The sequence below is a fragment of the Kitasatospora sp. NBC_01246 genome (assembly GCF_036226505.1).
GTDB lineage: Bacteria > Actinomycetota > Actinomycetes > Streptomycetales > Streptomycetaceae > Kitasatospora.
In genome coordinates, this window is the sequence record NZ_CP108484.1 from 6,360,151 (window position 1) to 6,373,918 (window position 13,768).

Sequence of the window (13,768 nt, forward strand, 5' to 3'; positions counted from 1 at the left end):
GGGGTCGGCGTGGCTGGGGCGGGCGCCCGGGTCAGAGGTAGTCGGAGGACGGCGTGGACGGTCCCGTCGCGAACGGCCGTTCGTCGGATCGCGGTGGTGGCAGGGTCGGCCCGGTGCGGCGGCCCGCGCCGAGGCCGAGGCTCAGACCGTCGGCGAGCGGAACGGGGGTGTCCGCGCTCAGCCGCGAGGGCGACCGGCGGCGGATCTCCAGCACCGCGCCGCCGTCCTGGCTGCGCTGCACCCGGTACGTGCCGCCGGGCCGGCGGACGATGCGCGGGTGCGGCCCGCCGACACCGCTCACCTCGAACTCGTACCAGCCGCGGGAGCCGGCGGACGCGGTGTGCTTCCCGATCTCGCGCCCGCCGTCGTCGAGCAGGAGCAGCTCCAGCCCGGCCGGGGTGCTGCGGTCGCGGGTGATCCGGCGACGGACCAGCAGGCCCAGCACGGCCAGCACCACGACGGCGCCGGCGAGCGCCAGGGCCCACCACCACTGCTCCAGGAAGGTCGGCGGCGGGGTGACGGTGAGGGAGAGCGGGCTGTCGACCAGCACCCGGTCCCGGTCGGAGGTGTCGACGACGGTGACCTTGCCGCCCACCGTCACGCCGTCGTCGCCGAGCAGCCGGCCGAACGCCTTGGCGCTGCCCACGGTCAGGGTGACGTCGACCGTGCGCGACTCCTTGGGCGCCAGCGTGACCGAGCCCGGGGACACCGTCAGCAGGCCGGCGGCGAGGTCGGTGACGGCCGGGCGCAGGGTGTGCGGCACCGCGTCGTCGTTGCGCAGGGTCAGGGTGCCCCCGACGCCGTCCCCGGGGTGGGCGCTGGCGCCCCCGTCCAGCGAGAACGACGCGGTGACCAGCGGCACCGCCGGGGAGACCACCGAGGCGGCCGGGCGGTTCTCGTCGGCGGCCAGGCCGGAGGCGGTCAGGGTGCCGGAGGCGGTGATCCGGCCGGTGGCGCCGGCGGGGACGGTGACGGTGCCGGTGAACGTGGCATCGCCGCCCTTCGCGTCCGGGGCGGCGCCGTCGTCGGCCAGCGGGACCGGGACGGACGGGAAGCCCTCGCCCGCCAGGACGGCGGTGACGCCGAGGTCCTTGAGGTCCTGCTGGTCGGTGATCGCCAGGCCCTTGCGGGTCTGCAGCTTGAGCGTCACCACGGCCTTCTCGCCGGCCCGCGGCGACGGCGGGGTCAGCGTGATCGAGCTGTTCAGGGCGCCGCGCCAGAGCACGCTGACGCTGGCCAGCTGGTCCCGGTGCCCCTCGGGGGCGTCCAGGTGGACCCGCCAGTCGCCCGGCACCGGGTCGGTGATGCGCAGCGACTCGACGCTCTGGTCGCGGCCGGAGAACTCGAACGTCGAGTCGGGGTCGGACCCGGGCCCGGTGATCTGCTTCCCGGAGGGGTCGAAGTACGTCGCGGTGACCTGCGGGTCGCCCTTGTCGACCACGATGCTGCCGACGGTGGCGAGCGGGGAGATCCGCACCGGCAGGTCGGCCGGCGGGTGGCCGGTGTTGCCGGGCTCGGCGCGCAGGCAGTGGGCGGCGGCGAAGGCGGCCTCCAGCGCGGTGCCGACGGCGCCCGAGTCCTGCACCACCGAAGCTCGGGGCCTGGCGCCGGGCAGGCTGACGCAGCCCTCCTGGAAGCCGCCGGCCGCCATCCGGTCCAGGGCGGCCCGGTCGATCTCCGCGCCGAAGCCGAGCGGCCAGATCTGGATGTTGGCGGCCTTGGCGGCGGCCAGTGCCCTGGTCAGCGCCTCCTCGCCGGCGGCCGCCCGGTGCGCCGGGTCCCCGTAGGCGGGGCTGTCGCTGACGTCCAGCTTGCCGTCGGTGAGGACGAACAGGACCCGGGGGACGGCCGGGTCGGTGCCGTCACCGAGCCGGCCGACGCCCTGGAGAACGGCGTTCGGGAAGTCGGTGCCCTGGCCCTCGTCGGGGGCGCGGCTGTGCAGCTTGGCGATGCAGGTGCCGATCCGGTCGCGGCCGGCGGCGTCGAGGACGGTCGGCGGGCAGACCTCGTCCACCGGGTGCTGGCCCGCGTTGTCCGCGCTGGCGAAGCCGAACACGCCCACCGTCGAGGCGGGGTGCACCTCGCCGAGGGCGATCCGGACGGCGGCGGCGCGCTCGCGTTCGAGGTCGGCGGGCTTGAGGCTGCCGGACTCGTCGACGGCGACGGCGTAGTTGACCGGGCCGATGGACGCCGACGGTGTGCCGGGCGCGGCCGCGGGCGCGGGATCGTCGGCGGCGGCCGGGCCTGTGGGCAGGCCCGTGGTCAGCAGGGCCGCCGCCGCGACGACGGCCGCGGCGCGACCGAGGCGGTGGCGCGGCCGCCGGGGCCGGGCCGCGGCGGCCGTGGCGCGCCTGCGGGAGGGCCCGAGGGACAGGTGGTGCACCGTCATCTCCTCTGGATCAGGGTGCGTGCTCCCGGCCGACCGGTGTGGCCGGCCGGGGAGTCGGCGGGTGGGGGCAGGAGGGTGCGGTCAGGCGAGCAGCAGCCCGGCGGTGGTGAGGGCGGCGCCGGGCGCGAGGCAGCCGACGCCCCAGCGGATCCAGCGGTACTTGGCGGCGAGGATGGTGCTGACGTCGACGGCCTGGACGAGCAGCCAGCCGACCGGGTCGCGGCCCGCCGCCGCGACCCGGTCGGCCAGCGCCGTCCGGCCCTCGGCCGGCAGCAGGTCACCGAAGTAGGTGACGCCCTCGTGATCGCGCTGGGTGCCGGTGCGGGGCAGGATCGCCCGCACCAGCGCCACGGCTCCGGCCGCCCAGAGCGCGCCGCCGAGGGCGAGCAGGACGGCGGCGAGGCCGGTGGGCCGGCCGTCCGGCCAGCTGCGGCCGAGCAGCAGGGCCGGCAGGCCGAGGGCGGCGGTGAGCAGGATCGAGGCCTTGGTGTCGGCCCGGCCGATGTCCTCGCGGACGGCGGCCAGCAGGCGGTCCGCGACGAAGCGGGCCTCGTCGGGGGCGGGTGCCTGCGGGGACGGGGATGTGGTCGGGGACGGGGACGTGGTGGAGGTGGCGGCGGGGGGCGGTATCGGGGGCACGGTGGTGGTGCGGGGGTCGGGCACGGCTCACCACCCGCCGTTCGGCGACCAGGGCCGGTCGTCGTCGCGGGCGTCGTCGGGGGCGTGGTCGGGGTCGTGATCGCGGCGCCGGCCCCGGTCGCGGTCCGGGCCGTGGTCGTCGGTGCGCGGGGTGCCGGTCCGGTCGGTCCGGAGCCCGGGGGCGTCGCGGGCCGGGGCGGGTTCCCAGTCGTCGAAGGCCTCGCTGGGCCGGCGTCGAAGCCGGGTGTCGGCGGCGGGCCGCTGCGGCGGAGCCGGGTCGGCCTCCAACCAGGAGGGCGTGTAGGGGCGTTGGCCACCCGGACGGTCCGTCCGGTCGGTTCGGCGGTCGTCCGGCTCGGACCACCGGTTCTCGCGCCGCTCCGTACGGCGGTCGTTCCGGTGCGCGGCCCCTTCGTTCCGGGCGTCGCCGGGGCCGTCCGCCCTGGTGCTCCGATCGTCCCGGCGGTCGTTCCGGCGGCGCTCGCTCCGGTTGGTGTCGCTCCGGTTGGTGTCGCTCCGGTGGTCGTCGCTCCGGTGGTCGTCGTGGCGGTCCGACCGGTCGTCCCAGCTGCTGCGGCGCTCGTCCCACCGGCTGTCGTTCCAACCGTCGGTCCAGTCGCTGTTCCGGTCGTCCTTCCGGTCGTCGTCGCGGCTGCCGTCGCGATCGTGCCGGCGGTCCGACCGGTCGTCCCGGTGCTCGTCCCAGTGGCCGTCCGGGCCGTCGTCGTGCCGCCGGCCGGGCGGCAGCTCGCGGCGCGGCGGTGCGGGCCGCACCGGCGGTCGGCCGAAGCTTCCCTCCACCCGGTACGCCCCGGTGCCCAGCAGCTCCCGGACCTGGCTCTCCAGCTCGGCGGACTGGATCACCCCCTTCTCGACCAGGTCCAGGGTGTGGTCGAGGAGTTCGCGCCGGTCCTGGCGGGCCTCCTGGCGCAGCAGCTCCATGAAGGCCCGGGCCTCCGCCGGGTTGTCGGCGAGCATGAAGCAGATCTGGCTCCACTCGCCGCCTTCGAGCATCACCCGGAACTTCTGCATCCGCAGCTGGAGCAGCTCACCGCTGTGGTGTTCGCCGGCCAGGTCGTGCGCGTGCTCCCGCTCGGCCATCGTCCCGCGGTGGTCGTCGTCCCGGACCTGCTCGGCCTGCGCGATCGCCTTGCGGTCCACCGTGAAGCGGATGTACAACTCGGCCCGCAGGCCGAGGTCGTAGCCCAGGTCGTCCCACTGGCCGTTGCGGCAGGCGGACTTGACGGCGCGGTCGGCCTCGGTCGCGGCGGTGATCGGGTAGCCCGCGCAGACCCCGCGCAGGCGCTCGGTGAGCGGGGCCCGCATCCGGACGGCGACGTTGGTGACCTGCTCGTCCACCACCTTGAGGTAGTCGGTGACCGTCCACTGGATGTCGGCCTCGACCTCGAAGAAGGTGGTGCCGCCCGCGGCCGGGACCTGCAGCGACACCCGGGTCATATGGGTGCCCCGCGCCACCTCGCAGACCGTCACCGGCCGCGCCATGAACGGGCGGCCGACGTGCTCGCTGCCCCGCGCGGTGATGATGCTGTGGCCGCCGTTGCGGTAGAAGAGCACCTGGGCGACGCCGGCACCGGGCTGCGGGAGGCCGCCCTCCGGGCGCGGGTACTCCTTGAGCAGCGGGCCTGCCGGGTGCACCGAGGAGGCGCCGCCCCGGCCGGGGGACTTCCGGCCCGCCTTCGGGTCGTCCGTCATCGTTCGTCCTCCTCGGTGTCCCTGCGCTGCCGGTCCGTGCGCTGTTCGTCCGTGTGCCGCCGGTCCGTGCGGTTCGGGTCGGGGGCGGTACGGCTCCGGTCCGGACGGCCGACGGGGGCGGGCCGGGCCTCGGGGGCGGGGCGGCCCTCGGTGGCGAGGTGCCAGAGGCGGCGGGCCGCCGCCTTGTCCAGCGGGGCGTCGGGATCCTTCATCATCCGGCGCAACAACCAGTCCAGGAGCTGCCGTTCGCGGTCCCCGCCGAGCAGTGACGGCAGCAGTGCGGCCAGGCCCCGCCCGGTGTCCGGCCCGCCCTCCAGGCCGCCGTCCTCCTCGGGGACGGCCCCGCGCAACCAGTACTCCAGACAGTCCGTGGCGGCCTCGTGGGAGCGCGGGGTGCGCAGCGCCGTCCACATCAGGTCGGCCAGGGCCCGGACCCGGTCCGGCCGGGTCACGGCCAGGGCCAGCGGCAGCGGCCAGTCCAGGTGGTCCGCGAGGTCCGGCGAGGCCTCGCCGTCCCAGACCTCGCCGACCGTGGTCACCGCCAGCCGGACGATGGTGAGCAGCCCCAGGTCCTGGTGCGGCACGCGGCGGTCGGCCGTCCAGTCGGCGATCCGGCGCAGGACCGCCCGGTCGTCGGGGCCGGACAGCAGCCGGACGGCGCTGTGCGAGACGAGCGGCGCCTGGTCGTCGTGCTCGTCGGTGCCGATCCGGGCCAGCCGGTCCAGCGCCTCCTCCACCGGGGCGATGTGGCCGAAGCCGAGGGCCATCGCGGCGGTCCAGCGCAGCCGCACCGAGTCGGACCTCGTCCAGTCCCGGACCAGGGCCCGGACGGCGGGCCGGTGGCTCTCGTGCCGGGCGGTCTGGTCGAGCACGGTGGCCGCGAAGGCGCGGCGCTGGGTGGCGGGGGCGGTGGCCATCGGGCGGACCAGCTTCTCGTAGCCGGTGGCGAAGTCCCGGGAGCACAGCTCGCCCGAGGCCAGCGCGGCCCGGACCCAGACCTCGGGGCGCGGGTCGTCGGCGAGCAGCCGCATCCAGCGGATCACCGGTTCGCGGGCCGGGTGGTGGCGGTCCCAGACCTCGGCGAGGACGGCGGCGGGCAGGGCGGCACCCCGGTAGCGGACGATCCGGGCGGGTGCGCCGACACCGGCCGTCTCCACCTCGCCGTCGGTCAACTCGGCCCGCAGGAAGGCGAGGTCGGAGGCCGGGTCGTCGCAGAACAGCGGCCGGGCGGGCGCGTTGGCGGGATCGCGGGCGACCGCGAACTCCCAGGTGAGCAGGTGCGCGGCCTCCGCGACGGTGCTGTGCGCCGAGCCGTTCAGGACGGCGAGGGCGATCCGGGACGCGGTGGGGTGCAGCACGGTGGCGGCCGAGCGGCCGCTGTCCCCGGCGGTGTCGGCGATCTCGCGGTCGGCGCCCGCGAACCACTGCTGGGCCTGCTGCGGGGCGAGGCTGGCGCAGCCGTCCAGCAGGTCCTGGCGGGTGAGCCGGCCGAGCACGTGGGCGGAGACCAGGTCGGCGAGCAGCTCGGCCTCGGCGGGGCGGAGGTCCTCCAGGCCGACGGCGGCGCGCACCTCCGGGTCGTCGACCAGTTCCTCGGCACGCCCGAACGCGTCGGGGTCGGTCCGGAACGGCTCCCCGGTGGACCCTGCTGCGGACCCGGCGTCGGACTCCGCGTCCCGCTGCTCGCCGTCCGCCCCGGCGGGCTCCGCCGCGAGGCGCTCGGCCAGCCGGGCCCGGAGCAGTTCCTCGGTGGGCGCCGGCGGGCAGATCAGGCCGTACCGCCCGGCGAGCAGCGGGGCGGCGGTGGGGCCGGCGGCGACCACCAGGACCGCGAAGGAGTCCCGGGCGACGAGGGCGGCGGCGAGCGCGTCGAGTTCGAACTCGTCGGGCGGCAGTACCGTGCGGCCCCCGCCGGACGGGAGTTCGAGCAGGTAGCCGCGGTCGCGGTGCTCGCCCTCGGCGACCACGGTGGTCAGCCGGGGCACCCGGGTGTCCGGCGCGATCCGGGAGACCCGGGCGGGCGGCTTCTCGCCGACCGCCCCGCCGGGCTCCGCCCCGGCCGCGGGCTGGGCGGGGCCCGCCTGGGTCAGTTCGTCGAGCAGCGCCAGCGCGGTGCACGTCCGGCCGGTGCCCGGGGCGGCGGCGAGCACCAGCACGCGTTGGCGGCGCAGCGCCCGCTGGAGGCCCACGTACCCCTCCGGGTCGCGGTAGATCCGGCGGACCCGGCGCAGTTCCGCCTCCGGCACCGGGCCGCTGACCGCGCCGACCGCCTGCCGGCCGTCCAGGCTGAGGTGGACGTCGCCGATGTGGGCGCGGTGGAACACCGAGCGGTCGAAGAGGTTGTGGTCGCCGCCGACCTGGTAGGAGGACCGGGCCGAGCGGTGGGCGCGGGAGGTGGCGGCCATCCCGGTGGCGGCGCCGCCCTCGTCCTCCTGCTCGTCCAGGAGGCGGTCGCGGCTGCGCTCGCGGAAGCGGCCGGCGGCGCGCTCGCGTTCGGAGCGCTCCTGCTCCTCGCCGTCCTGTTCGGCGCGCCCCGGCTCCTCCCGGTCCGCCTCGGCGCGCGGTGGATCGTCCCCGGTGCGCACCGGCTCGTCGCCGGCCGCCGGCTGCGGCCCGCGGTCCCGCTCGGGGCGGTCCGGCCCGGGGCGCTCCCGGTCGGCGCGGTCGCGCCCGGGGCGGTGCTCACCGCGGCGGTCCCGGTCGCCCGGCTCGCGGCCGCGGTCGTGGTGCCCGCGGTTCTCGGGCCCGCCGGCCCGGGGCTCCGGGCGGGCCTCCGGCCGCCGGGCGGCGCGCTCGCGCGGCTCCTCCGCCCTGCGCTCGGCGGGTGCCTCGGTGGTGCCGGCGGGCTCAGCCACGGCGGTCTCCCTCGGTGGTGCGGCCGATGTGGACCGGCGCCTGGTACGTGTTGTCGTGGTGCACCGAGAGGTCGCCGGCGACGGTGGTGCCGTGGGGCAGACCGGTGGCGACCGGGTCCGCGGCGGGCCCGCGGCGGGGCTCGGTCCGGTGCGGGGCGCTCCCGGCCGCGTGGTCCGGTGCGCCCGTCGTCCCGCCGTCGGCCGTCCCGCCGCGAGCCGGCTCCCCTGTGGTCGGCTCGTCGGCGGGCGGCCCCTCGGCGGACGTGCCGCCGCCCTCGGGTACCGGGACGGGCCGTGGCCTGCCCGGTAGCCGGAGCCAGGCGTGCACCCCGCCGTCCTTGAGCCGCAGTCGCGCCGGAGCGTAGTGCTCGGGGTCGACGAAGCGGCCGCCGTGGCAGACGACCTCCCGGTACAGGGAGTCGGAGACGACCACCACCAGGTCGGCCCGGTCGCGTTCGAGCAGCCGGCGCGCGGCGTCCGAGTCGGTGAGCCGGCAGGCGAGGTCGACGGCGTGGCCGCTGATCCCCTGGGCGTCGTGGGTGACGGGGCCGACGTGCAGGCCGATCCGGAGCCCGAGCGGCATCCGCAGGTCGCGGTTGTCCTGGCGCAGCTGCTCGTGCACCTCGGCCACCCAGACGCCGATGATCCGGGCCGGCGGGACGGTCGAGGCGATGGCCGCCAGGATGCCGTCGCCGCGGTCCTCGCGGTGGACGAGCCGGGCCGGCACCCCGGCCCGGGCGAACGCCCGGTCGAGGACGGCGTAGAGCTGCCGACGCATCCGGGTCTTGCCCTGGTCGTCGTAGGACCCGGACCGCCGGACGTCCACGCCCACGACCAGCTCGTACACCGCGTCGACTGCCTGGTCGTCCACGTCCACCCCCATGGTTGTCTCTGCCACGTCGTCAGAATCGCCTGCCGCGCGCCGGGTTGTCTGTGACCGTTTACATGCGCCGTGCGGTGACGCCCGGCCGCGCCTCAAGTGCGCCGTCGCGCCTCCGGCCGCTGCTCGGCCGGTCCCCGCGCGAGCAGCAGCAGCGGGGCGGGGGCGAGGATCTCGACCTGCCGGGTGCCGGTGCGCACCAGGCCCTGGTCGCGCAGGAGTCTGAGTGCCTTGGCCACCGCCTCGCGGGTGGCGCCGACGGTCGCGGCGAGGTCCTCCTGGGCGAGGTGGACGACCGCGGCGGCGCCGTCCCGGCCCGGCCGGGAGGTGGCGTCGGTGCCGGAGAGCTCCACCAGGCGGCGGGCGAGTCGCTGGACCACGGTGAGCGAGGCGAGCGCGGACCGTTCGCGGTCCGAGTCCCTTAGCCGGGAGGCCAGTTGGGTCATCACCTGGCTGCCGACCCGGGGGCTTTCGGCCAGGAACCGGCGGAAGCTGTCGCCGGGAATCACCAGGGTCTTGACGGGCCCGAGCGCCTGGACCGTCGCACTGCGCGGTCGCTGGTCCAACGCGGCCAGCTCGCCGATGAGTTCACCCGGTCCGCGCAGGCCGAGCACGAGCCGGGTCGCCCCCCGGTCGATGGCCGTGAAGACCATGGACCAGCCGGCCAGCACCAGCAGGACGTGCGTGGACCGGTCGCCCTCGGAGAGCAGGTGCTGCTCCGGCCGGAACGTCCGCTCGGCCCCGAGCGAGACCAGGGCTTCGAGATCGTGGGCGGTGAGTGTTCGGGCGAAGGGCTGGTCGCCGCCGAGCAGACCCATGTCACCTCCTGGTCCTCACCAACCGTCTTGATCCGCTCCGACGTTGGGAGATCGTAGACCTGCCGGAGGAGGAATTTGGCCGAATTTCTCGCGGCGGGAGCGATGTGGTGCTGGAGGGATTCACGAGGCTGGTGTGACATCTCCGCGAGGAGTCGGCGGTGCCCGGGCCGTACGGCGAACGGGCAGGTCGGCAAGGCGATCGCGGGAAGAGCGGCGCGGTTTGGGACACGATTCAGACATCTCTTGGCAACAGTGCGGTGTACACGCTCGATGCGCCGTCGTGCGCCCCCGCGCACTGCGCCCCGGGGGGCGTCCGGCGAACCGGCCGGGTGGTCCCGGTCATGCCGGGTGGCCAGCGGCGGCGGGCGGGTCGGAGGTGGCCTGCGGGGCCGGGTGGGCGGGCCGTCCGACGGCCTTCTCCACCGTTCCGGCCAGTCGAGTCCGGTCCCTTGACACGATCGGCACAACTTCACCACTCTTGGCCCATCGCCGAGCTGGTGTGGACGACTGACCCATGGTCATTCATCTCAGCTGATGGCGTTGTTGCCAGCCAGTCATCGAAGGAGGTGTGTGCCATGAAGAAGATCGTCGTCCGCAAGGCCGGCCCGGTTCGCCTCACCAGCGCGGCCCGTGCGCTGTACCTGCCGTGGTCCTGCGCCGTGCAGAACTGATCCATCCCCCCGGGCAAGGGGGCACACGGTGCCGGCCGGACCCACGTGCGGCCGGCACCGCTCCACCTCGCCCCTCCGCCTACCTCCCGCAGGAGGATCCGTGCACTCCTCCACGGACAGCGGCTCCGCCGCCCCGGGCGTCGACCTGGACCGTGCGGTGCCACTGCGTCGCCTCGTCTATCTGCAGGAGGCCGACGAAGTCACCATCGGCAGCCCGGAGACCGACACCTACGCCGTCTTCCCGCCCGACGGCGCCGAGCTGGTCCGGATGCTGGCCGACGGCCGCACGCCCCGCGAGGCCGCCGAACGCTACGAGGCCGCGCACGGTGAGAGCGTCGACATCGCCGACCTGGTCGAGGCCCTCGTCGAGCTCGACCTCGTCCGCTCCGCCGGGGAACCGGTGGGACCGGACGGACCGGCGGGCGGTGCCACCCCGGTGCGCTGGCAGCGGCTGGGCCGGCTGGTGTTCAGCCGACCGGCCTTCGTCGGCTACGCACTCGTGACGGCCCTCGCCGTCGCCGAGATGATCCGGGTGCCCCGGCTGGTCCCGCGCGTCGACCACATCTTCTTCAGCTCGTCCTACACCCTCGTCGTGCTGATGCTGTTCGTCGGCCAGGTGCCGCTGCTCGCCCTGCACGAGGCCTTCCACGCGCTGGCCGGACGCCGGCTCGGCCTGCGCTCGCGGCTCTCCGTCGGACGCCGGCTCGTCTACCTGGTCCTGGAGACCTCCCTCGACGGCCTGGTCGGCGTGGAGCGGCGGAAGCGCTACCTGCCCATCATGGCCGGCATGCTGGCCGACACCCTGGCGATCGCCGTGCTCACCCTCGTCGCGGACCTGACCCGTGACACGAACGCCGGCGTCGCGTCGATCTGCCTCGCGATGGCCTACGCCACCGTACTGCGCCTCGCCTGGCAGGGGTTCTTCTACCTGCGGACCGACCTCTACGTCCTGCTCAGCACCGTCCTGGGCTGCGTGAACCTGCACGCCGCCGCGGCCGACGTGCTGCGCAACGCCGTCCGGCGCGGCACCGGACGGCCGCCGCTGGACCTGTCCGTCCACCACCCGGTGGACCGCCGCGTCGCGCGCTGGTACGCCTGGCTGATGCTGGTGGGCTACGTGTTCACGCTCACGATGTTCGCCGGGGTCGTCGTACCGACGGCCTACCGGCTGCTGCACGACATGTGGCTGCGGCTGACCGGCCAGGCCTCGCTCGCCGGCCGGCTCGACTCGCTCGCCCTGATGCTGCTCAGCGCCGCGCAGACGGTGGCCGTCCTCGTGCTCGCCGCCCGCGAGCGGCGCGCCGCCGCCTCGGCCTGACGCCCGCCCCCGCCCGTGCGCGGCTCGCCGCCCCGGCCCGACGCCCGAACCGACCCCTCTCTCCTGCGCCACCGCACGAAAGGCAGCTGTGTCATGGCCGAGCACCGCCACTACTGGGTCCGCGCCGCCGGGCGTCCCGCCCGCGCCGACGCCCGCGAGCGGCTCGACCTGCCGCCCGTGCTCTCCCTGGTGAACGCCAACCGCCGGCTCCGGGGGCCCTACACCGCCGTCGGCGCGATCCTGCGCGCGATCGTCCCGGACGCGCTCGCCCGCTGCCCCGAGGCCGTCACCGGGCACGACATCGAGATCCTCTCCACCACACCGGAGTTGCGCGACCTGGTGCCGGCCATCCGGGAGACGCTGACCTCGCTGGCGGTGCCCAAGGAGCGCACCCGCTTCTACTCGGCGCTGCGCACCCTGCGGATCGCCCACGGCCTGGTCGAGTTCCTGGAGGCGTACCTGCGCGCGGTCGGTTCCGCCCCGCGCACGCTGATCGTCGACGACGCCCACGCGGCCGACCCCACGGACGCCGAGTTCCTCGCCGTCCTGCTGCGGCGCGTCGATCCCGCGCTGCTCACCGTGGTGGTCACCACCGGCGACGAGCCGCCCGTGAGCCCGGCCGGCCTCGGCAGCGAGGACCTGCCGACCGCGCTGGCCGCGTACTGCACGGTGGTCGGCCCGGTGGTTGCCTCGGTGGTCGTCCCGAGGGGGGAGGGCGGCGCGCCGGACCAGGGGCGGCCGGCGGGTTCGTCGCCTTCGTCGCCTTCGGCGGGTTCGGCGGGTTCGGCGGGTTCGGCTGGCGAAGGCCCGGCCGGGACGCCGTCGGCCGCCGTGCTCGGCCGCCGGCACATCGACGGGGACGGCGTGGGCGACGACCCGGACGAGCTCGCCGCCTACCTGGCCCTGCCGCCCACCGAGCGCGCCCGGCTGCACGACCTGCGACGGGCCGAGCTGGAGACGGCCGGGGAGTCCTCGCTGCGGCTCGGCGCCATCGCCTGGCACGCGGAGCACGGCAGCGACCCGTCCGGCGTCGGGGCGGACACGCTGCGCCACGCGCTCGACCACTGCATGGACCTCGGCTACTACCACGCCGTCCTGGACCTCGGCGAGCGCGGCCGGCGGCTGGTCACCCACGAGAGCCACCCCACCCACTGGTGGGCCTTCACCACCAAGATGACCACCTCCTTCGCCGCGCTCGGCCTCGCCGAGCAGGCGCTGCCGCTGTACGACGAGGCCCGGGCGCTCAGCTCCTCGCCCGAGGTCCACATGCAGGCCGCGTACGCCACGGCCATGCTCCACACCCGGCACTTCGGCGCCGACCGGCGCGACCACCAGCTGGCCCGGAGCTGGGTCAACCAGGCGATCGCCTTCGCGAAGTGGCACCCCGAACCCAAGGAGCGCGAGGCGCGGGTCGTGTTCAACCGCAACGGCCTCGCGCTGATCGAGGTCCACCAGGGCCGCCTGGAAGCCGCGCTGGAGCTGCTGGACGCCTGCATCGCCCGGCTCGACGAGACCCTGGAGGAGCACGAGCACGCGCTGCACCGCTCCGTGCTGCGCTACAACCGCGCCCAGGTGTACGCGGGCCTCGGCCGCCACACCGACGCCGTCGCCGACTACACGGCGGTGATCGAGTGCGACCCCAACTACGCCGAGTACTACTTCGACCGGGGGATGCTCTGGCGCGACCTCGGCAGTCCGGAGCAGGCGCTGGCCGACTACGACCGCGCCATCCGGCTGTCGCCGCCCTTCCCGGAGGCGTACTTCAACCGGGCCGACGTGCTGGCCGAACTCGGCGAGACCGAGGCGGCCGCGGCGGACTTCGGCTACGTACTGGAGCTCGACCCGGCCTTCGCCGACGCCCGGCTCAACCGGGCCGCCCTGCTGTTCGAGGCGGGCGAGCACGAACGCGCCCTGGGCGAGGTCGGGACCGGATTGGCGGCGACTCCGGACAGCCCGCAACTCCTCTGCCTGAAGGGTCAGCTGCTGGCGGCCGAGGGCGACCCCGCGGCGGCGTCCGAGGCCTGCCGGGCCGCGCTCGCCGCCGACCCCGAGTACGCCCAGGCGTGGGCCCTGCTCGGCGAACTCCGCTACGAGGAGGGCGACCTGGACGGCGCGAGCGCCGACCTGGCCCGTGCGGTCGAGCTCTCGGCGGACCCGGGCATGCGGTTCAACCTGGCCGTGGTCCACCACGACGCCGGACGCTACGGCGAGGCCCTCGGGCTGCTCGACGAGGTGCTCGGCGCGACCGAGGACGTGGACGCCCGCTTGCAGCGGGCCCGTTGCCTGATCGGGCTCGACCGGGCGGACACCGCCAGGGCCGACCTGCTCGCCTGCCTGGAGGCCGACCCCGGGTCCGCGGAGCAGGTGTACGAGCTGATGCCCGACCTGGCCCGGGTCTGAGCGGGGCGGGGTCTGCGCGGGGGCCGTTCCTGAGCGGGCCAGTTCTTGATCCGGCCATTCCTGATTCGGCCCGTTCCTGAGCGGG

At 75.9% G+C, this 13,768-nt stretch carries 8 protein-coding genes; 2 read left to right on the top strand and 6 right to left on the bottom strand.

All coding sequences use genetic code 11. The features are described 5' to 3' along the window. Positions 1-31: 31 nt before the first annotated feature. From OG618_RS27495 to OG618_RS27520, 6 genes are all read right to left on the bottom strand, one after another. Positions 32-2,383, bottom strand: coding sequence for a VWA domain-containing protein (locus OG618_RS27495; RefSeq protein ID WP_329490219.1), 2,352 nt, complete (start codon positions 2,381-2,383; stop codon positions 32-34). 87 nt (positions 2,384-2,470) lie between these two features. After that, positions 2,471-3,052 (bottom strand): Pycsar system effector family protein, encoded by a 582-nt coding sequence (locus OG618_RS27500; RefSeq protein ID WP_329490220.1) that lies wholly within the window; start codon positions 3,050-3,052, stop codon positions 2,471-2,473. Positions 3,053-3,055: 3 nt separating this feature from the next. Further along, positions 3,056-4,741, bottom strand: a complete 1,686-nt coding sequence (locus OG618_RS27505; protein ID WP_329490221.1) for a hypothetical protein — start codon at positions 4,739-4,741, stop codon at positions 3,056-3,058. Beyond that, positions 4,738-7,596: a hypothetical protein gene (locus OG618_RS27510; RefSeq protein ID WP_329490222.1), complete on the bottom strand. Its 2,859-nt coding sequence runs from the start codon at positions 7,594-7,596 to the stop codon at positions 4,738-4,740. Before OG618_RS27510 ends, OG618_RS27505 begins: the two co-directional genes overlap by 4 nt. Continuing rightward, a complete protein-coding gene (locus OG618_RS27515) occupies positions 7,589-8,494 on the bottom strand; it encodes a hypothetical protein (RefSeq protein WP_329490223.1) in 906 nt (301 codons plus the stop codon). The genes OG618_RS27510 and OG618_RS27515 overlap by 8 nt, the downstream gene beginning before the upstream one ends. A gap of 77 nt (positions 8,495-8,571) precedes the next feature. After that, positions 8,572-9,294, bottom strand: a complete 723-nt coding sequence (locus OG618_RS27520; protein WP_329490224.1) for a Crp/Fnr family transcriptional regulator — start codon at positions 9,292-9,294, stop codon at positions 8,572-8,574. A gap of 771 nt (positions 9,295-10,065) precedes the next feature. Here OG618_RS27520 and OG618_RS27525 point away from each other — a divergent pair. Both OG618_RS27525 and OG618_RS27530 read left to right on the top strand, forming a co-directional pair. Further along, a complete protein-coding gene (locus OG618_RS27525; protein WP_329490225.1) occupies positions 10,066-11,283 on the top strand; it encodes a hypothetical protein in 1,218 nt (405 codons plus the stop codon). A 93-nt stretch (positions 11,284-11,376) separates the two neighbouring features. Beyond that, the gene (locus tag OG618_RS27530) at positions 11,377-13,683 is read left to right on the top strand and encodes a tetratricopeptide repeat protein (protein WP_329490226.1); all 2,307 of its coding nucleotides are present in this window, start codon (positions 11,377-11,379) and stop codon (positions 13,681-13,683) included. Positions 13,684-13,768: the final 85 nt, after the last annotated feature.

What these genes read in the sequence shown, in the direction of transcription:
- OG618_RS27505 (WP_329490221.1), bottom strand. Translation starts at nt 4,741, where the DNA reads ATGACGGACGACCCGAAGGCGGGCCGGAAGTCCCCCGGCCGGGGCGGC.
- OG618_RS27520 (WP_329490224.1), bottom strand. Translation starts at nt 9,294, where the DNA reads ATGGGTCTGCTCGGCGGCGACCAGCCCTTCGCCCGAACACTCACCGCC.
- OG618_RS27530 (WP_329490226.1), top strand. Translation starts at nt 11,377, where the DNA reads ATGGCCGAGCACCGCCACTACTGGGTCCGCGCCGCCGGGCGTCCCGCC.